This is a genomic window from uncultured Streptococcus sp., from assembly GCF_963521865.1.
In the GTDB taxonomy this organism is placed as follows: domain Bacteria; phylum Bacillota; class Bacilli; order Lactobacillales; family Streptococcaceae; genus Streptococcus.
Genome location: NZ_CAUQWY010000033.1, coordinates 1 through 18755, shown reverse-complemented (window position 1 = coordinate 18755; position 18755 = coordinate 1). Strand labels below are relative to the sequence as shown.

General features: G+C 39.5%; 18 protein-coding genes. All 18 read left to right on the top strand.

Going from position 1 to position 18755, the window contains the following annotated elements:
- The first annotated feature begins 528 nt into the window (after positions 1–528).
- The gene (locus RWO85_RS08200; RefSeq protein ID WP_000791802.1) at positions 529–720 is read left to right on the top strand and encodes a hypothetical protein; all 192 of its coding nucleotides are present in this window, start codon (positions 529–531) and stop codon (positions 718–720) included.
- The gene (locus RWO85_RS08195) at positions 717–911 is read left to right on the top strand and encodes a hypothetical protein (protein WP_314415240.1); all 195 of its coding nucleotides are present in this window, start codon (positions 717–719) and stop codon (positions 909–911) included. The genes RWO85_RS08200 and RWO85_RS08195 overlap by 4 nt, the downstream gene beginning before the upstream one ends.
- On the top strand, positions 898–1782 hold the full coding sequence (locus RWO85_RS08190; RefSeq protein WP_314415238.1) for an ABC transporter ATP-binding protein: 885 nt from the start codon (positions 898–900) through the stop codon (positions 1780–1782). The genes RWO85_RS08195 and RWO85_RS08190 overlap by 14 nt, the downstream gene beginning before the upstream one ends.
- A gap of 1 nt (position 1783) precedes the next feature.
- On the top strand, positions 1784–2521 hold the full coding sequence (locus RWO85_RS08185; RefSeq protein WP_314415236.1) for an ABC transporter permease: 738 nt from the start codon (positions 1784–1786) through the stop codon (positions 2519–2521).
- Positions 2521–3618: a sensor histidine kinase gene (locus tag RWO85_RS08180; protein ID WP_314415234.1), complete on the top strand. Its 1098-nt coding sequence runs from the start codon at positions 2521–2523 to the stop codon at positions 3616–3618. Before RWO85_RS08185 ends, RWO85_RS08180 begins: the two co-directional genes overlap by 1 nt.
- A 1-nt stretch (position 3619) precedes the next feature.
- The gene (locus RWO85_RS08175) at positions 3620–4219 is read left to right on the top strand and encodes a response regulator transcription factor (RefSeq protein ID WP_314415232.1); all 600 of its coding nucleotides are present in this window, start codon (positions 3620–3622) and stop codon (positions 4217–4219) included.
- A 461-nt stretch (positions 4220–4680) separates the two neighbouring features.
- The gene (gene rpsL / locus RWO85_RS08170) at positions 4681–5094 is read left to right on the top strand and encodes a 30S ribosomal protein S12 (RefSeq protein ID WP_001142332.1); all 414 of its coding nucleotides are present in this window, start codon (positions 4681–4683) and stop codon (positions 5092–5094) included.
- A gap of 19 nt (positions 5095–5113) precedes the next feature.
- Entirely contained in the window at positions 5114–5584 is a 471-nt protein-coding gene (gene rpsG / locus RWO85_RS08165; protein ID WP_000087873.1) for a 30S ribosomal protein S7, read from the top strand.
- Between the two features lie 390 nt (positions 5585–5974).
- On the top strand, positions 5975–8056 hold the full coding sequence (gene fusA, locus RWO85_RS08160; protein WP_000090354.1) for an elongation factor G: 2082 nt from the start codon (positions 5975–5977) through the stop codon (positions 8054–8056).
- Positions 8057–8159: 103 nt separating this feature from the next.
- Positions 8160–12551 (top strand): PolC-type DNA polymerase III, encoded by a 4392-nt coding sequence (locus RWO85_RS08155; RefSeq protein WP_314415230.1) that lies wholly within the window; start codon positions 8160–8162, stop codon positions 12549–12551.
- Between the two features lie 87 nt (positions 12552–12638).
- Positions 12639–13160 carry a DnaA ATPase domain-containing protein gene (locus RWO85_RS08150; RefSeq protein ID WP_314415229.1) on the top strand — a complete coding sequence of 174 codons (522 nt, stop codon included), beginning with the start codon at positions 12639–12641 and terminating at the stop codon, positions 13158–13160.
- Positions 13161–13269: 109 nt separating this feature from the next.
- The gene (locus tag RWO85_RS08145; RefSeq protein WP_314415228.1) at positions 13270–14220 is read left to right on the top strand and encodes a WYL domain-containing protein; all 951 of its coding nucleotides are present in this window, start codon (positions 13270–13272) and stop codon (positions 14218–14220) included.
- Between the two features lie 7 nt (positions 14221–14227).
- Positions 14228–15541 (top strand): DUF262 domain-containing protein, encoded by a 1314-nt coding sequence (locus RWO85_RS08140; protein WP_314415227.1) that lies wholly within the window; start codon positions 14228–14230, stop codon positions 15539–15541.
- Positions 15535–17445: a DUF262 domain-containing HNH endonuclease family protein gene (locus RWO85_RS08135; protein ID WP_314415225.1), complete on the top strand. Its 1911-nt coding sequence runs from the start codon at positions 15535–15537 to the stop codon at positions 17443–17445. Before RWO85_RS08140 ends, RWO85_RS08135 begins: the two co-directional genes overlap by 7 nt.
- A gap of 89 nt (positions 17446–17534) precedes the next feature.
- Positions 17535–17798, top strand: coding sequence for a type II toxin-antitoxin system RelB/DinJ family antitoxin (locus RWO85_RS08130; protein WP_049551202.1), 264 nt, complete (start codon positions 17535–17537; stop codon positions 17796–17798).
- Positions 17791–18069, top strand: coding sequence for a type II toxin-antitoxin system YafQ family toxin (locus tag RWO85_RS08125; RefSeq protein ID WP_314415223.1), 279 nt, complete (start codon positions 17791–17793; stop codon positions 18067–18069). Before RWO85_RS08130 ends, RWO85_RS08125 begins: the two co-directional genes overlap by 8 nt.
- A 20-nt stretch (positions 18070–18089) precedes the next feature.
- Positions 18090–18242 carry a hypothetical protein gene (locus RWO85_RS08120; RefSeq protein ID WP_311517170.1) on the top strand — a complete coding sequence of 51 codons (153 nt, stop codon included), beginning with the start codon at positions 18090–18092 and terminating at the stop codon, positions 18240–18242.
- 20 nt (positions 18243–18262) lie between these two features.
- The coding region (locus RWO85_RS08115) for an aminopeptidase (RefSeq protein WP_314415221.1) at positions 18263–18755 on the top strand (493 nt) is incomplete at its 3' end.

The following is an 18755-nucleotide window of genomic DNA, read 5'->3' as shown; positions in this document are numbered from 1 at the left end:
AATAGGCTCCATAATATCTATAGGGGATTTACCCACTACAAATATTATAGAGCCTCTTTTTTTAACTAGATATTATATACATTAAGAGAGAATCAGTTTGCTTCTCTCTTTTTTGAATTTCAGTAATTCATTTTAGCAGCGTATACTTTTTTGTTTCCTAATTTGTTCAATGAATACTGTAGTTTAGGTACATAAATTAAAATTTAACAGATTGTATAATTCTTACAAACTTTTAAGAAAGTAATTGAAGAGTTTTTCGCTCTGCTTATAATATATGTGTTTGTGCGATAAAAATTTCCGCTCTTTTGATTTTAAATAAGTATTATTTTTCAATATAGTGTGAATTGGGTTTGATATCTCTTTTGAAAGCTGCCTTAGATTTTTTCTACTTGTGTTTTATTATATAGTGTATCTTGCTTGTTTTGTACAGAATTTTTATGACATTTGTCATATTTTCTAGTGACAGAAGCATCTAGCTCCGCCAACTTCAAAAGTCTATAATTGAAGTATGAAACGGAGGAAGAAGAGATGAAAAATAAAATGATTGTCGCAATGAGTTTAGTAGCAGCAGGAGTCATGACTTATCTCATGTTCTCAGGATTGGATGAAGATTTCTATCATTTTCCTTGGGAGCTATTTGCAGGATTTGGAATGATGTCCTGGCTTATCCGAGAAGGTTTAAAATTAGTCTCAGATGTGAAAAAGGAGTTTGAAAAATGAAAAAAGCGTTTCTCTATATTTTTATTGGACTATCACTAGTGGTATGGTTGGTAGAAATGTTTACAGGTTGGTTTGATCAAGCCTTCCTTCACCAATTCATCCGTGGTGCCTGGGGACTAGGATTTATGATTTTTATCGCCTTTCCTATGGGAAAGGAGTGGCTGAAAGGAGAATATCATGAACATGATTAAGGTAGAAAGCCTAAATAAAAACATCAAGGGAAAGGCTATTTTGAAGGATATTTCCTTTGAGGTAGCTGAAGGTGAATGCGTCGCCTTGATTGGGCCAAATGGTGCTGGGAAGACCACACTCTTGGACTGTCTGCTTGGAGATAAACTGGTCACAAGCGGTCAAGTATCCATCCAAGGCTTGTCAGTGACGAGTTCTCAGTTAGACTATATTAGAGGTTATCTGCCTCAAGAAAATGTCATCGTTCAGAAATTAAAGGTCAAAGAGTTGGTTGCTTTCTTTCAAAGCATTTATCCAAATCCCTTGAGCAACCAGGAAATCGATCAACTGTTGCAGTTTGACAAGCAACAGAAAGAGCAATTGGCAGAAAAATTGTCAGGTGGGCAAAAGCGTCTTTTCTCTTTTGTCTTGACCTTGATTGGCCGACCAAAACTTGTCTTTTTAGATGAGCCAACTGCGGCCATGGATACCTCAACCCGCCAACGTTTTTGGGAAATTGTTCAGGATCTAAAAGCGCAGGGAGTTACCATTCTCTATTCGTCCCATTACATCGAAGAGGTAGAGCATACAGCGGACCGAATCTTGGTCTTGAATAAGGGAGAGTTGATTCGTGATACGACGCCTCTAGCTATGCGTAGTGAGGAGATTGAAAAGCATTTTATCCTTCCTCTGGCATACAAGGAAATTGTTGAGCAGTCTAACTTGGTTGAAAACTGGGTACAAAAACAAGATGCTCTGCAAGTAGTCACACGAGAGGCAAATGCTTTTTGGCAACTGTTAGTTCAAGCAGGATGTAGCATACAAGAAATCGAAGTTAATAACCGTAGTTTGCTAGATACAATCTTTGAAGAAACACAGAAGGGAGATGACTAAGATGAAACGATGGATCGCATTAAATAAAATAGAATTTCTATTGACCAAACGGCAACTAGTCTATTATTTATTATCAGTAGGGATACCGACAGCCTTCTATTTATTCTTTTCAGGCATGTACCAGGAAACACCAGGTGGACCGGCTAACTTTATGCGCGACTACCTCATCTCCATGACAGCCTTTTCCATGATGTCAACAGCTATCTTTTCATTCCCAGTTGTTTTACATACCGACAAGATCAACAATTGGCAGAAAATAATACGTCATAGCCCTGTAAATATGGTAGAATATTATCTATCAAAGATAACAAGTATGATGGTTGATTATTTGGTCTCAATTCTGGTTGTTTTCTCAGTTGGGCATTTTGTAAGAGGTGTGGATATGTCTCTTGGAAACTGGATTGGGGCTGCGTTCTTGCTGATAGTAGGAAGTGTAGCTTTTGTAGCGCTTGGCTTGACCTTGACACTCTTGCCTTCTAGTCAGCTGATGTCTGTCGTGGGCAATCTTCTCTATCTAGGCTTGGCTGTTTTAGGTGGACTCTGGATGCCCATCTCTTTATTTCCAGACTGGATGCAAGCAATCGGGAAGCGCCTACCAACTTATCAGTTGATGGAGTTGCTCAAGACCTTCTTAAACGAGGGTGGCATCAATCTATCAGCCACAGTTTATCTACTTGTTTTTTCAGCAGTTTTGTTTGGTTTGACCATTTACCTTCAAGGTCATAAGGAGAATGCTTAATGCTTGAAAGACTGAAAAGCATACACTATATGTTTTGGGCCAGTTTAATTTTTATGATTTTCCCCATCTTACCTGTAGTGACTGGGTGGCTTTCTGCCTGGCATTTATTGATTGATATTCTATTTGTAGTGGCGTATTTGGGTGTTTTAACAACTAAGAATCAGCGCCTATCTTGGCTTTTCTGGGGCATCATGCTGGTCTATGTAGCTGGGAACACTGCCTTTGTTGCTGTTAATTATATCTGGTTTTTCTTTTTTCTATCCAATCTCTTAAGTTATCATTTCAGCGTAGGTGGTTTAAAGTCTTTACATGTCTGGACTTTTCTTCTTGCTCAAGTCCTTGTTGTGGGGCAACTGTTGATTTTTCAGGAAGTTGAAGTTGAGTTTCTAGTCTATCTACTTGGAATTCTCACTTTTATCGATTTAATGACTTTTGGCTTGGTTCGGATTCGGATTGTGGAGGATTTGAAAGAAGCGCAGTCTAAGCAAAATGCCAAGATAAATCTATTGCTTGCTGAAAATGAACGTAGTCGTATCGGTCAGGATTTGCATGATAGTCTGGGACACACCTTTGCTATGCTGAGTGTCAAGACAGATTTAGCCTTGCAGTTGTTTCAGATGGAGGCTTATCCACAGGTGGAAAAGGAATTAAAAGAAATACAGCAAATTAGCAAAGAATCAATGTGTGAAGTGCGAACCATTGTGGAAAATCTTAAGTCTAGAACTTTGACATCCGAACTAGAGACTGTGAAAAAGATGTTAGAAATTGCTGGAATTGAGGTGGAAATAGCTAATCAACTAGATACAGCTAGCTTAACTCAGGAATTGGAGTCAACGGCTTCCATGATTTTACTTGAATTAGTGACCAATATCATCAAACATGCTAAGGCGTCTAAAGTCTACTTAAAATTAGAACGGACAGAGAAAGAACTCATTCTAACAGTGAGAGATGATGGCTGTGGCTTTGCTTCTATAAAGGGGGATGACCTCCATACAGTTCGAGATCGTGTTCTTCCATTTTCGGGAGAAGTAGAGGTAATTAGTTGGAAACAACCGACAGAAGTTCAGGTTCGACTACCTTATAAGGAGAGAAACTAAGATGAAACTACTTGTTGCAGAAGATCAAAGTATGTTGCGAGATGCCATGTGCCAGTTGCTCACGCTTCAACCAGGTGTAGAGTCTGTCTTTCAAGCCAAGAATGGGCAAGAAGCAATCCAACTATTAGAAAAGGAGTCTGTAGATATCGCCATCCTTGACGTAGAAATGCCTGTTAAGACAGGTCTTGAAATCTTGGAGTGGATACGAACAGAAAATCTAGAAACAAAGGTGGTTGTGGTGACGACCTTCAAGCGTCCTGGGTATTTTGAACGTGCGGTCAAGGCTGGAGTAGATGCTTATGTATTAAAAGAAAGAAACATTGCTGAGCTCATGCAAACCTTGCACACCGTCCTCGAAGGGCGCAAGGAGTATTCGCCTGAATTGATGGAAGTGGTGATGACGCATCCCAATCCATTAACGGAGCAAGAAATCGCAGTTTTAAAGGGAATTGCTCAAGGTTTCTCTAACCAAGAAATTGCAGACAAACTCTATCTATCCAACGGAACAGTCCGAAACTATGTTACCAATATTCTTTCTAAATTAGATGCAGGTAATCGAACAGAGGCAGCTAATATCGCGAAAGAATCTGGTTGGTTGTGATGATATAATATTTTTTGAACATTATGTGCTAAAATTGATGGGATTGAATGGAACAATAGTAACTTTAGGAGAGGGGGGATTCCTCCTTTTTGTTTCGTCTAATCCTCTTCGAAAATCTCTTTAAACTACGTCAGCTCTATCTGTAATCTTAAAACAGTGTTTTGAGCAGCCTACGGCTAGCTTCCTAGTTTGCTCTTTGATTTTCATTGCTAAATTCGCAAACTAAGTTCCACCGCTAGTAGAAGTGGAAGTTAGTCTGATAAAAATCAAATTAATAATAAAAAAGAAAAATATCTTGACAACCAATGGAAAATTTTGTTACAATAATAGACGGTACTTTTTACTTTTGGTCTCTCAAGAGTGTACAGGGACGTGCTGACAAATGTTGCAAAAGTACACACAGATGATAGCTGTCACCAAGTGTATCATCACCAAAAATAAAAAAACACAGGAGAATGTAGATGCCTACAATTAACCAATTGGTTCGCAAACCGCGTAAATCAAAAGTAGAAAAATCTAAATCACCAGCTTTGAACGTTGGTTACAACAGTCATAAAAAAGTTCAAACAAACGTTTCTTCACCACAAAAACGTGGTGTTGCAACTCGTGTTGGAACAATGACACCTAAAAAACCTAACTCTGCCCTTCGTAAATTCGCTCGTGTACGTTTGAGCAACCTTATCGAAGTTACTGCCTACATCCCAGGTATCGGACACAACTTGCAAGAACACAGCGTGGTTCTTCTTCGTGGTGGACGTGTAAAAGACCTTCCAGGGGTACGTTACCATATCGTCCGTGGTGCACTTGATACTGCAGGTGTTAACGATCGTAAACAAGGCCGTTCTAAATACGGTACTAAACGTCCAAAAGCATAAGGAAAGGGGATAAAGAGAAATGAGTCGTAAAAATAGAGCTCCAAAACGTGACGTATTGCCAGATCCGCTTTACAATTCACAACTAGTTACTCGTCTTATCAACCGCGTTATGCTTGATGGTAAACGTGGTACAGCTGCTTCAATCGTTTACGGTGCCTTTGAGCAAATCAAAGAAGCTACTGGAAACGATGCACTTGAAGTATTTGAAACAGCTATGGAAAACATCATGCCTGTACTTGAAGTACGTGCACGTCGTGTTGGTGGTTCTAACTACCAAGTCCCAGTTGAAGTTCGTCCAGAACGTCGTACAACACTTGGACTTCGTTGGTTGGTAACAATCGCTCGTCTTCGTGGTGAACACACAATGCAAGACCGTCTTGCAAAAGAAATCTTGGATGCTGCTAACAACACTGGTGCAGCTGTTAAGAAACGTGAAGACACTCACCGTATGGCTGAAGCTAACCGTGCATTCGCACACTTCCGTTGGTAAGATTAAGATACTAAGGGTGTTAAAAAAGCGACTGAAAATTAGGAAGCTTGACGAAGAATCGAAGATTCTAGGAGAGCTTATCTATTTTCCGAGCTTTTAGCTCGGGTTCAATTAGGATACCAAGAGCGCTAAAAGAGCAAAGTAGAAATAGGAAACTGACGCAGTATTCGATGAATACAAGGAAGTTTATCTTTTTCACACAGCATCCCGTTTCAGCTCAACTCAACTAACTTGGGCTTTTAGCCCGAGTTCGATTCAATTTGTAAATCTACAAGTTGAAATCAACAATAGCATGAAAACATTGAGAACGGGTAGGTCCTGCCTATCCGTTTTTATTAAATCATGTTATAATAGAATAGAAATCAAAAATAAATAGGAGAAACAAACCTCATGGCACGCGAATTTTCACTTGAAAAAACTCGTAATATCGGTATCATGGCTCACGTCGATGCTGGTAAAACAACAACTACTGAGCGTATTCTTTACTACACTGGTAAAATCCACAAAATCGGTGAAACTCACGAAGGTGCGTCACAAATGGACTGGATGGAGCAAGAGCAAGAGCGTGGTATCACTATCACATCTGCTGCGACAACAGCTCAATGGAACAACCACCGCGTAAACATTATCGACACACCAGGACACGTGGACTTCACGATCGAAGTACAGCGTTCTCTTCGTGTATTGGATGGTGCGGTTACCGTTCTTGACTCACAATCAGGTGTTGAGCCTCAAACTGAAACAGTTTGGCGTCAAGCAACTGAGTATGGAGTTCCACGTATCGTATTTGCCAACAAAATGGACAAAATCGGTGCTGACTTCCTTTACTCTGTAAGCACACTTCACGATCGTCTTCAAGCAAACGCCCACCCAATCCAATTGCCAATCGGTTCTGAAGATGACTTCCGTGGTATCATCGACTTGATCAAGATGAAAGCTGAAATCTATACGAACGACCTTGGTACAGATATCCTTGAAGAAGATATTCCAGCTGAATACCTTGACCAAGCTCAAGAATACCGTGAAAAATTGGTTGAAGCAGTTGCTGAAACTGACGAAGAATTGATGATGAAATACCTCGAAGGTGAAGAAATCACTAATGAAGAATTGAAAGCTGGTATCCGTAAAGCGACTATCAACGTTGAATTCTTCCCAGTATTGTGTGGTTCTGCCTTCAAGAACAAAGGTGTTCAATTGATGCTTGATGCAGTTATTGACTACCTTCCAAGCCCACTTGATATCCCAGCTATCAAAGGTATTAACCCAGATACAGACGCTGAAGAAACTCGTCCAGCATCTGACGAAGAGCCATTTGCAGCTCTTGCCTTCAAGATCATGACTGACCCATTCGTAGGTCGTTTGACATTCTTCCGTGTTTACTCAGGTGTTCTTCAATCAGGTTCATACGTATTGAACACTTCTAAAGGTAAACGTGAACGTATCGGACGTATCCTTCAAATGCACGCTAACAGCCGTCAAGAAATTGACACTGTTTACTCAGGTGATATCGCTGCTGCCGTTGGTTTGAAAGATACTACAACTGGTGACTCATTGACAGATGAAAAAGCTAAAATCATCCTTGAGTCAATCAACGTTCCAGAACCAGTTATCCAATTGATGGTTGAGCCAAAATCTAAAGCTGACCAAGACAAGATGGGTATTGCCCTTCAAAAATTGGCTGAAGAAGATCCAACATTCCGTGTTGAGACAAACGTTGAAACTGGTGAAACAGTTATCTCTGGTATGGGTGAGCTTCACCTTGACGTCCTTGTTGACCGTATGCGTCGTGAGTTCAAAGTGGAAGCGAACGTAGGTGCTCCTCAAGTATCTTACCGTGAAACATTCCGTGCTTCTACTCAAGCACGTGGATTCTTCAAACGTCAGTCTGGTGGTAAAGGTCAATTCGGTGATGTATGGATTGAATTTACTCCAAACGAAGAAGGAAAAGGATTTGAATTCGAAAACGCAATCGTTGGTGGTGTGGTTCCTCGTGAATTTATCCCAGCGGTTGAAAAAGGTTTGGTAGAATCTATGGCTAACGGTGTTCTTGCAGGTTACCCAATGGTTGACGTTAAAGCTAAGCTTTACGATGGTTCATACCACGATGTCGACTCATCTGAAACTGCCTTCAAGATCGCGGCTTCACTTGCCCTTAAAGAAGCTGCTAAATCAGCACAACCAGCTATCCTTGAGCCAATGATGCTTGTAACAATCACTGTTCCAGAAGAAAACCTTGGTGATGTTATGGGTCACGTAACTGCTCGTCGTGGACGTGTAGATGGTATGGAAGCACACGGTAACAGCCAAATCGTTCGTGCTTACGTTCCACTTGCTGAAATGTTCGGTTACGCAACAGTTCTTCGTTCTGCATCTCAAGGACGTGGTACATTCATGATGGTATTTGACCACTACGAAGATGTACCTAAGTCAGTACAAGAAGAAATCATTAAGAAAAACAAAGGTGAAGACTAATCAGTCCTCACTCTAGAAGGAAGTCACTTAGTGGCTTCCTTTTGTCTTTAGAAAATACCTCTAAATATGGTAAAATAGTAGGAGAATAATGTGAGGAAAATGAATGTCAAATAGTTTTGAAATTTTGATGAATCAATTGGGGATGCCTGCTGAAATGAGACAGGCTCCTGCTTTATCACAGGCTGATATTGAGCGAGTTGTGGTTCATAAAATTAGTAAGGTATGGGAGTTTCATTTCGTATTTTCTAATATTTTACCGATTGAAATCTTTTTAGAATTAAAGAAAGGGCTGAGTGAGGAATTTTCTAAGACAGGCAATAAAGCTGTTTTCGAAATCAAGACTCTGTCTCAAGAATTTTCAAATCAACTCTTGCAATCCTATTATAGAGAGGCTTTCTCTGAAGGCCCATGTGCTAGTCAAGGTTTTAAGTCCCTTTATCAAAATTTGCAAGTGCGAGCAGATGGGAATCATCTCTTTATAGAGGGAGCTGAAGCTATTGATAAGGAGCATTTTAAGAAAAATCATCTCCCTAACCTATCTAAACAGCTCGAAAAATTTGGTTTTCCAACTTTTAATTGTCAAGTAGAGAAAAATGATGTGCTGACCCAAGAGCAGGAAGAGGCCTTCCATGCTGAAAATGAGCAGATTGTTCAAGCTGCTAATGAGGAAGCGCTCCGTGCTATGGAACAACTGGAACAGATGGCACCTCCTCCAGCGGAAGAGAAACCAGCCTTTGATTTTCAAGCGAAAAAAGCTGTAGCTAAACCAAAGCTGGATAAGGCAGAAATTACTCCTATGATCGAAGTGACGACGGAGGAAAATCGTCTGGTCTTTGAAGGGGTTGTGTTTGATGTGGAGCAAAAAGTGACCAGAACAGGGCGTGTTTTGATCAACTTTAAAATGACAGACTACACTTCAAGTTTTTCTATGCAAAAGTGGGTTAAAAATGAGGAAGAGGCTCAGAAATTTGACCTCATCAAAAAGAATTCTTGGCTCCGAGTGCGTGGAAATGTGGAGATGAATAACTTCACACGCGATTTGACTATGAATGTGCAGGATGTGCAGGAAGTTGTTCACTATGAGCGGAAGGATTTGATGCCAGAAGGTGAGCGCCGGGTTGAGTTTCATGCTCATACTAACATGTCGACCATGGATGCTCTACCAGAGGTTGAAGAAATCGTTGCGACAGCTGCTAAGTGGGGACACAAGGCGGTTGCCATCACAGACCATGGGAATGTCCAGTCCTTTCCACATGGCTATAAGGCGGCCAAAAAAGCGGGAATTCAGCTAATCTATGGTATGGAAGCCAATATCGTGGAAGACCGTGTTCCTATCGTTTATAACGAAGTGGAGAAGGACTTGTCGGAAGCGACTTACGTGGTCTTTGACGTGGAAACGACGGGTCTATCAGCCATCTACAATGACTTGATTCAGGTTGCGGCTTCTAAGATGTACAAGGGGAATGTCATTGCTGAATTTGATGAATTTATCAACCCTGGGCATCCCTTGTCAGCTTTTACTACTGAGTTAACTGGAATTACAGATGACCATGTCAAAAATGCCAAGCCACTGGAACAAGTTTTGCAAGAATTCCAAGAATTTTGTAAAGATACGGTACTAGTTGCCCACAATGCGACCTTTGACGTTGGCTTTATGAATGCCAACTATGAGCGTCATGGTTTGCCTAAGATTAGTCAACCAGTGATTGATACGCTGGAGTTTGCTAGAAACCTCTATCCTGAGTACAAACGTCATGGTTTGGGACCTTTGACCAAGCGTTTTGGTGTGGCCTTAGAACATCACCACATGGCCAACTACGATGCGGAAGCTACTGGTCGTCTGCTCTTTATTTTTATCAAAGAAGTAGCAGAAAAACATGGTGTGACCGATCTAGCTAGACTTAACATTGATTTGATTAGTCCAGATTCTTATAAAAAAGCTCGGATCAAGCATGCGACCATCTATGTCAAGAATCAGGTAGGTCTAAAAAATATCTTTAAGCTGGTTTCTTTATCCAATACCAAGTACTTTGAAGGGGTGCCACGGATTCCAAGAACGGTTTTAGATGCCCATCGAGAAGGTTTGATTTTAGGTTCAGCTTGTTCTGAAGGTGAAGTTTTTGATGCAGTCGTTTCCCAAGGTGTGAATGCGGCGGTTGAGGTGGCCAAGTATTATGACTTTATCGAGGTTATGCCACCTGCCATCTATGCTCCCTTGATTGCTAAGGAGCAGGTCAAAGATATGGAGGAACTCCAGACCATTATCAAAAGTTTGATAGAAGTGGGAGACCGTCTAGATAAGCCTGTTCTAGCTACGGGTAATGTTCACTATATCGAACCGGAAGAAGAGATTTACCGTGAAATTATCGTCCGTAGTTTGGGACAGGGGGCTATGATTAACCGAACTATCGGTCATGGGGAACATGCCCAACCAGCACCACTTCCAAAGGCTCATTTTAGAACGACTAATGAGATGTTGGATGAATTTGCCTTCTTGGGAGAGGAACTGGCTCGTAAACTGGTTATTGAAAACACCAATGCCTTGGCAGAAATCTTTGAACCCGTTGAGGTTGTTAAGGGTGACTTGTACACGCCTTTCATCGACAAGGCTGAAGAAACAGTCGCTGAGCTGACCTATAAGAAAGCTTTTGAGATTTATGGAAATCCGTTGCCAGATATTGTCGATTTGCGGATTGAAAAAGAACTAACCTCTATTCTGGGAAATGGATTTGCCGTGATTTATCTGGCATCGCAGATGCTGGTGCAACGTTCCAATGAACGGGGTTACTTGGTGGGTTCTCGTGGGTCTGTTGGGTCCAGTTTTGTTGCAACCATGATTGGGATTACAGAGGTCAATCCTCTCTCTCCTCACTATGTCTGTGGTCAGTGTCAGTACAGTGAGTTTATCACCGATGGTTCTTACGGTTCAGGATTTGATATGCCCAATAAGGATTGTCCAAACTGTGGTCACAAACTCAGTAAAAACGGACAGGATATTCCGTTTGAAACCTTCCTTGGTTTTGATGGAGACAAGGTTCCTGATATTGACTTGAACTTCTCGGGAGAAGATCAACCTAGCGCCCATTTGGATGTACGTGATATCTTTGGCGAGGAATACGCCTTCCGTGCAGGAACGGTTGGTACGGTGGCTGCCAAGACTGCCTATGGATTTGTCAAGGGCTACGAGAGAGACTATGGGAAGTTTTATCGTGATGCAGAGGTGGAACGCCTTGCTCAAGGCGCTGCCGGTGTCAAGCGGACAACAGGACAACACCCGGGGGGAATCGTTGTTATTCCTAACTACATGGATGTCTATGATTTTACGCCTGTCCAGTATCCAGCAGATGATGTCACGGCTGAATGGCAGACCACTCACTTTAACTTCCACGATATCGATGAGAACGTCCTCAAACTCGATGTACTGGGACATGATGATCCGACCATGATTCGGAAACTTCAAGATTTATCTGGGATTGACCCTAATGAAATCCCTATGGATGACGAAGGCGTGATGTCCCTATTTTCTGGGACAGATGTGCTAGGGGTAACACCTGAACAAATTGGAACGCCTACGGGTATGTTGGGGATTCCAGAGTTTGGAACCAACTTTGTCCGAGGCATGGTCGATGAAACCCATCCGACGACTTTTGCAGAATTGCTTCAGTTGTCAGGGCTGTCCCACGGTACCGACGTTTGGCTGGGTAATGCCCAAGATTTGATTAAGCAAGGGATTGCTGATCTATCAACCGTTATTGGTTGTCGGGACGACATCATGGTTTACCTCATGCATGCTGGTCTCGAACCTAAGATGGCCTTTACCATCATGGAGCGTGTACGTAAGGGCTTGTGGCTCAAGATTTCCGAGGAGGAGCGAAATGGCTATATCGAAGCTATGAAGGCTAATAAGGTGCCAGAGTGGTATATCGAGTCCTGTGGGAAAATTAAGTACATGTTCCCTAAAGCCCATGCGGCAGCCTACGTTATGATGGCCTTGCGTGTAGCTTACTTCAAGGTTCACCATCCTATTTATTATTACTGTGCTTACTTCTCAATCCGTGCTAAGGCTTTTGATATCAAGACCATGGGAGCAGGCTTGGAGGCTATCAAGCGCAGAATGGAAGAAATCTCTGAAAAACGGAAGAACAATGAAGCCTCTAATGTAGAAATTGATCTTTATACAACTCTTGAGATTGTCAATGAGATGTGGGAGCGTGGTTTCAAGTTTGGAAAACTCGATCTCTACCGTAGTGATGCGACTGAATTCATCATTGACGGAGATACACTGATTCCACCATTTGTCGCTATGGATGGTCTGGGAGAGAACGTTGCTAAGCAGTTGGTGCGAGCGCGTGAAGAGGGAGAATTCCTCTCTAAAACAGAATTGCGCAAGCGTGGAGGGCTTTCATCAACCTTGGTTGAAAAGATGGATGAAATGGGAATTCTCGGCAATATGCCCGAGGATAACCAGTTGAGTTTGTTTGATGAGTTGTTTTAAAAAATTGCTTATTTTGAACAAGTGGACAAAATATGTCCACTTGATTTGTTATAATTCTCTTAAAAATAATAGAAAAGAGAGTATAATATGGTGGATCAAGGAATTTTAAATTCTAACGTGTCAATTGAAGAGCAAATTTACAATTTTGAAAAAGGCTTGAAAGATGATGGGAGTGATTGGACTGGATTCCCACAAATAGACTTAAAAGAAGATTCTCAATGTATTTACATTTGCGGTATTTCAGAGACTGGCAGATGGCATTTGTTTTATACGTTAACTAAAATAAAACCTGCTACTCCAATAGCATCACTTGGATATTATCGAGTGAGAGATAATTTGATTTTTTCTAAACATAGTCAATGGATAAAACTGCAAATGGAGCATACAGAGTATGACTTGATTTTTCTGGAGGGAGTTCAACTTTTGGGAGAGGCTGATCAAAGGGTACAGGAATACTGGACGCATCAATTCAAAGAGAATAAGAAAAGAGGCAGACTCTTCATTGTATATTCAGACTGCTTACCCGAAGACTTAAAAAATATGGATGAATCCGTAGTTGAGTTCTTCGAATCTGGCATAGTGGTACAGTTGAAATCACCTAAGGGCTAGTTTATTTTGCTTTAATCGTTTTGAATATAAAGTGCTAGTTAAACTATAGAAGTGATAATAATGTACTAGAAATAATATTGTTTGAATAATATGTAGAAGGAAATTGCAAATGAATGATCAAGAGAGACTACTAACGATCTTTTTACGTTTACAGTTAGGTACTTCACTAGGAAAAAAGCAACTGGCTCAGGAATTTGAGGTTAGCGAAAAGACGATACAGAGAGATTTTTCGCTACTCCGTGATATTTTATCTAGTAACACCAGTTATAGTGGAGATTTGCTTTATAACCGTAAGACGAATAAGTATTGTTTAGCAAGTAAGTCAGTTTTTAATAAAAAGGATATTCTCGTTATTTCCAAGATTTTATTGGAAAATAGAGCACTGAACAGACCAGAAATTGCTAGCTTACTAAATAATTTACTGGTCTTGGTTCCCCGTGCTGATCAGAAAGAAATTGAGCAGATCATTGGCAGCGAAAAGCTTAACTATGCTCCCTTAACGGATCAACAAAATAGAATAGAGAAAATTTGGAATTTATCAGAAGCTATTTTACATGAACAGGTTCTAGATATTGTCTATCAAAAACCTTATTCTGAGTCTTCTAAGAGGCAGACTGTTTTGCCAGTCTCTCTTTATTATGATAGTCATTATTTCTATCTGGTTGTTTACCAGTTAAAACATGATACTTATATTACTTTAAGAGTAGACCGTATCCAGTCATGGTCTTTTAGTGATATAGAGAAACCCTCTATTTCTTATCGCGATAAATTTAGAGATGGTGACATTCGTAACGAGAGAGTAGATGCTTTTATCGGGAAGAAAATCAGTATTGAAATTGAGTACTTGTACGATCCGACTATTGTGATGGATCAATTTCCAAATGCAAAAATAGTTGGGAAAAATGGCGATTGGACTCATTTTCAGTTTGAAAGTCAGCATACACCGGGTCTTAAACGCTGGTTGCTGGGACAAGGGGAAGCAGTTACTGTTTTATCTCCTCGGATTTTAGTAGAGGATATGAAGCAAACAGTTCAAGAAATGATAGATAAATATAGATGAGGATAAAATGACTATTCAATTTACTTCTAAAAAGGTTGGAGAACTATTGAAAAAAGGGAATTTGCGGATTCCTTCTTATCAAAGACCATATAAATGGAACAGAAAACATATCCGTAATCTTTTTTATGATTTACGAGATGCTATGGGGAAAAAGGAATATCAGATTGGTTCCGTTATCTTGCATAAAAATGATGGATACTTAGATGTTGTCGATGGACAGCAACGGCTAATTTCTATTTCATTGTTTCTTCATTTATTAGATAGATTAGAGAATTATAAGGGAGCTAAGCAACTGCTGAGTGCTGCTGTATTTGGAGAGCTATCTTGCTATCATGCGAGTGAAAATTATAATGAGTGGGAAAATTTGACTCAATTGGTTGGCGAAAATCAGGCAAAAGATATTTGCAATTTTTTATTGGAAAATTGTTCTGTCTCCGTGATTACTATGCCACAGAAACGATTATCTGAAGCCTTTCAGTTATTTGATTCTCAGAATAATCGTGGAAAATCTTTAGAACCTCATGATTTGCTCAAAGCTTATCATCTTCGCAAGCAAGATTCCGAAGATGAAAGAATTGTGGAAAAGTGGGAGCAATTTGTAGAAGATAAAGATTTAAGTCTCAAAGAGTTATTTGATAAACATCTTTTTCGTATGAGACGTTGGTCGCGAGGAGAGACAGGATTGACAAACAAGCGTTATGGTTCTTATCTCCGTTTTACAGAGGATTTTATTGACGATTTTAAAGGCGTTGATTTGAACCAGAATTTTCCATATCTAGAATTGTATCGTCATATTGAAAACCTCCCCATGTCCATTACTATGCCAATCATTGATGGAAGTAAATTTTTTGAGTATATTGAATCTGCTCATGAAACCATTAAAGAACATAAAGATTTTTTAAATGAAGAGTTAGGATTTTCTGATATTCCTGAAGGGGAAGAAAAAAATCTAGCTTATCCAGAAGGTATGTTAAACATTTATAATAGCTCAAAAGGACGCTACCTCAAGTGCCACAATATATTCTTAAATATTTGCTCGCTTTTCGCAGATAGATTTGGAAAAGATGAGCTATCAAAGGAGATAGTAGAGACCCTGTTTATTTGGTCTTATTACCCACGAGTTAAGTCTAAAGCTATATATGATGCAACGGTAGGGAAATACGCTGCTGGTGGAAAGTTTAGACAAAAAGAGGTTCAAAAGCTATTTCAACTTTTATCTCATGCTGTCACTCCGAATGATTTCATGATCAAGATAGATAGAGAGCTATTTGAAAATTATACTGTGGACAAGATTATAGAAGAGGAAATAGATAAATGGTAGAAACACATATAAGCTTATCAGTTAATCGTTTGTTAAATGAAGATACCTATGCCATTCCTCTTTATCAGAGAAATTTTGCTTGGACTTATGATGAAATTGAGCAGTTATTGAATGATGTAGCAGATGCTTTTCAAGAAAATAGAGACAATTATTATAATAGAGACAATTATTATATTGGAACATTAGTCGTTAATAAAGAGAATGACATTTTCAAAATCATAGATGGGCAACAACGAACAACAGCCCTTAATTTGATTGCCTTAGCTTTGAAGCATGAGTTTGGTTTTGATAGATTGAAAGCTGTCAATCTTACCTTCCCAGCTAGGAAGAAATCAAATAAGAATATTAAAGATCTATTTGCCAAGCAAGAAATTTCAGAGGACGATGAGAACGAGCTGACTAGAGGTTACGGATATGCTAAAGATGCATTGAAAAAAGTGCTAGAGGAGCGCCAGCTTAATCCTCAGTCTTTCGTGGATTATCTTTTTGAGAATGTCATCATTTTTCGGAGTATACTTCCTGAGGATTTAGATTTGAATCTTTATTTCGAACGTTTCAACTCTCGAGGCGAACAACTAGAGGCTCATGAGATTCTCAAGGCACAAATGATGGCTAAGTTCGGTGAAGATCAAGAAATGGCACAAAAATTTGCGAAAATCTGGGATGCCTGTGCAGAGTTTGATAAGCCGGCAGCAAGTCATTTTAAGATGCGACGGAAGAGAGCAGATGACTTTCAAGAACGTGAATGTATTTTTGGATGGCACTTTTCGAATTACTCATTTAAAAATATTTATGATGATATTGATTTTTATCAAGATAAAAGGAGAAAATTATCAGATATATTAGAAAAAAAGATAAATGAAGAAATTATAGAAGTAGAAAAAGATTTTGGAGATTATACTACAGTCATTGATTTTCCAATATTCTTACTCCATGTATTGGCAATTGCGGAAGGTAAGAAAACTGATGATATTCAACTAGATGATAAGAAACTCTTAGCACTATTTGATATAAAAAATAAAGATAAAACTTGGGTTATTGAATTTAGTGAATTTCTTCTTAGAATAAAACACATTTTCGATAATTACATCGTTAGAAACTCGAATATGGATTCTTCAAGTAGAAATAAGGATGAATGGTTTTTACAGAAGGGGACTTATTATGAATATCAACCAAATGGAAAATCTAAAGAGCATTACATAGTCGAAGAACGTTTTACTAATAATACGTTTTCGGATTCGGAGATTAACAAAAACATTATCCTCCTTCAATCCATGTTTGCTGTGACCTTTACTGCCAATCGAGATAGTCGTTGGTTATATGAAATCTTGTTTAACCATATTGAAGAGTTAAATCAAACAGAATTTGCTAGTCAGTTTAAGGATTTTCTTGAAAAAATGGCAGTGAGATATGCAAAAGAAAGATTGTTTACCGAAGATAAAAGTATCAAAAAATATGGGGCAATTCCCGTTTATACTTTTAACTTTGTAGATTATGTTTTATGGAAAAATCGTGAAGAATTGAAGAAAGAGTACAAGGATATTAAATTTGATCATTTCAAATTTGCATATCGTCGTTCCATAGAGCATTGGTATCCTCAGAATCCAAATGGACAGGATGGAGAGAGCCAATTACCTGCTGAGTTTTTACATTCCTTTGGCAACCTTTGTATTATTACCGATAGTCAGAACTCCAGGTTTGGCAACTCCTATCCAGAGGCTAAATTAGAACAATGGGAAAGAGAAGGAATATTCCATCGTCAGAGTTTAAAATTACAGATGATGGCAAAGATAACTTCTAAAAAAGATGATGGTTGGGGTCCGAAACAAATAACAGAACTGGAAAAAGAGATTTTGACTAGGGTAAATCATTTTATAGAAAATAAGACATCAGAACAACTATAATCATCTATCCAAAGAAGCTAATGTATATCTAATAGATTTACATTGGCCTTCTTTTTTGTTAAAATAGTCTATAGAAAGAGGGTGAGAGTATGTCAAAGACGAGTATGAGCATCCGTCTGGATAGTGAGGTTAAGGAGCAGGCCCAACAGGTGTTTAGTAATCTGGGAATGGATATGACAACGGCTATTAATATTTTCCTTCGTCAGGCTATTCAATATCAGGGATTACCTTTTGATGTTAGGCTAGACGAAAATCGGAAGTTGCTCCAAGTGTTAACAGATTTAGACCAAAATCGTAATATGAGCCAGTCTTTTGAATCAGTCTCAGACTTGATGGAGGACTTGCGTGCTTAAGATTCGTTATCATAAACAGTTTAAAAAAGATTTTAAGTTGGCTATGAAGCGTGATTTGAAAGCAGAATTACTGGAAGAAGTTTTAAATTTTCTTGTTCAAGAAAAAGAACTTCCTGCTAGATATCGTGATCATCAATTGACGGCATCCAAGTATTTTCAAGGAATTCGTGAATGCCATATCCAGCCAGATTGGCTTTTGGTCTATAAAGTAGACAGGGAAGAATTGCTTTTAAACTTGCTTAGAACAGGCAGTCATAGTGATTTGTTTTAATCTATTTTAAGGAGTTCAGGATGGAACTAAGAATATTCGCGGAAGATAAGCCGGCTGAGAAGGTATTTGAATATCAATTAGAACTTGCTGATCAGACAATTCTTCTATCAACAGCACTCTTGTCAGGTGCTATTGCTTTAGCAGGATTATTCTCTGCCTTGAAAGAAAAATAAAAATAGAAAAGAGAAACAACATGGTTTTACCAAATTTTAAAGAAAATCTAGAAAAATATGCGAAATTATTGGTTGCGAACGGAATCAACGTGCAACCTGGTCACGCTTTGGCTCTCTCTATCGATGTGGAGCAACGTGAGTTGGCTCACTTAATCGTCAAAGAAGCTTATGACTTGGGTGCGCATGAGGTTATCGTTCAGTGGACAGATGATGTCATTAACCGTGAGAAATTCCTCCATGCGCCGATGGAGCGTTTGGACAATGTGCCAGAATACAAGATTGCTGAGATGAACTATCTCTTGGAGAACAAGGCTAGCCGTCTCGGAGTTCGTTCATCTGATCCAGGTGCCTTGAACGGTGTGGATGCTGACAAGTTATCAGCTTCTGCTAAAGCTATGGGACTTGCTATGAAGCCAATGCGCATCGCAACGCAATCCAACAAGGTTAGCTGGACTGTGGCAGCCGCTGCTGGACTTGAGTGGGCTAAGAAAGTCTTTCCAAATGCTGCGAGCG

What these genes read in the sequence shown, in the direction of transcription:
- RWO85_RS08200 (WP_000791802.1), top strand. Translation starts at nt 529, where the DNA reads ATGAAAAATAAAATGATTGTCGCAATGAGTTTAGTAGCAGCAGGAGTC.
- RWO85_RS08195 (WP_314415240.1), top strand. Translation starts at nt 717, where the DNA reads ATGAAAAAAGCGTTTCTCTATATTTTTATTGGACTATCACTAGTGGTA.
- RWO85_RS08190 (WP_314415238.1), top strand. Translation starts at nt 898, where the DNA reads ATGAACATGATTAAGGTAGAAAGCCTAAATAAAAACATCAAGGGAAAG.
- RWO85_RS08185 (WP_314415236.1), top strand. Translation starts at nt 1,784, where the DNA reads ATGAAACGATGGATCGCATTAAATAAAATAGAATTTCTATTGACCAAA.
- RWO85_RS08180 (WP_314415234.1), top strand. Translation starts at nt 2,521, where the DNA reads ATGCTTGAAAGACTGAAAAGCATACACTATATGTTTTGGGCCAGTTTA.
- RWO85_RS08175 (WP_314415232.1), top strand. Translation starts at nt 3,620, where the DNA reads ATGAAACTACTTGTTGCAGAAGATCAAAGTATGTTGCGAGATGCCATG.
- rpsL (WP_001142332.1), top strand. Translation starts at nt 4,681, where the DNA reads ATGCCTACAATTAACCAATTGGTTCGCAAACCGCGTAAATCAAAAGTA.
- rpsG (WP_000087873.1), top strand. Translation starts at nt 5,114, where the DNA reads ATGAGTCGTAAAAATAGAGCTCCAAAACGTGACGTATTGCCAGATCCG.
- fusA (WP_000090354.1), top strand. Translation starts at nt 5,975, where the DNA reads ATGGCACGCGAATTTTCACTTGAAAAAACTCGTAATATCGGTATCATG.
- RWO85_RS08155 (WP_314415230.1), top strand. Translation starts at nt 8,160, where the DNA reads ATGTCAAATAGTTTTGAAATTTTGATGAATCAATTGGGGATGCCTGCT.
- RWO85_RS08150 (WP_314415229.1), top strand. Translation starts at nt 12,639, where the DNA reads ATGGTGGATCAAGGAATTTTAAATTCTAACGTGTCAATTGAAGAGCAA.
- RWO85_RS08145 (WP_314415228.1), top strand. Translation starts at nt 13,270, where the DNA reads ATGAATGATCAAGAGAGACTACTAACGATCTTTTTACGTTTACAGTTA.
- RWO85_RS08140 (WP_314415227.1), top strand. Translation starts at nt 14,228, where the DNA reads ATGACTATTCAATTTACTTCTAAAAAGGTTGGAGAACTATTGAAAAAA.
- RWO85_RS08135 (WP_314415225.1), top strand. Translation starts at nt 15,535, where the DNA reads ATGGTAGAAACACATATAAGCTTATCAGTTAATCGTTTGTTAAATGAA.
- RWO85_RS08130 (WP_049551202.1), top strand. Translation starts at nt 17,535, where the DNA reads ATGTCAAAGACGAGTATGAGCATCCGTCTGGATAGTGAGGTTAAGGAG.
- RWO85_RS08120 (WP_311517170.1), top strand. Translation starts at nt 18,090, where the DNA reads ATGGAACTAAGAATATTCGCGGAAGATAAGCCGGCTGAGAAGGTATTT.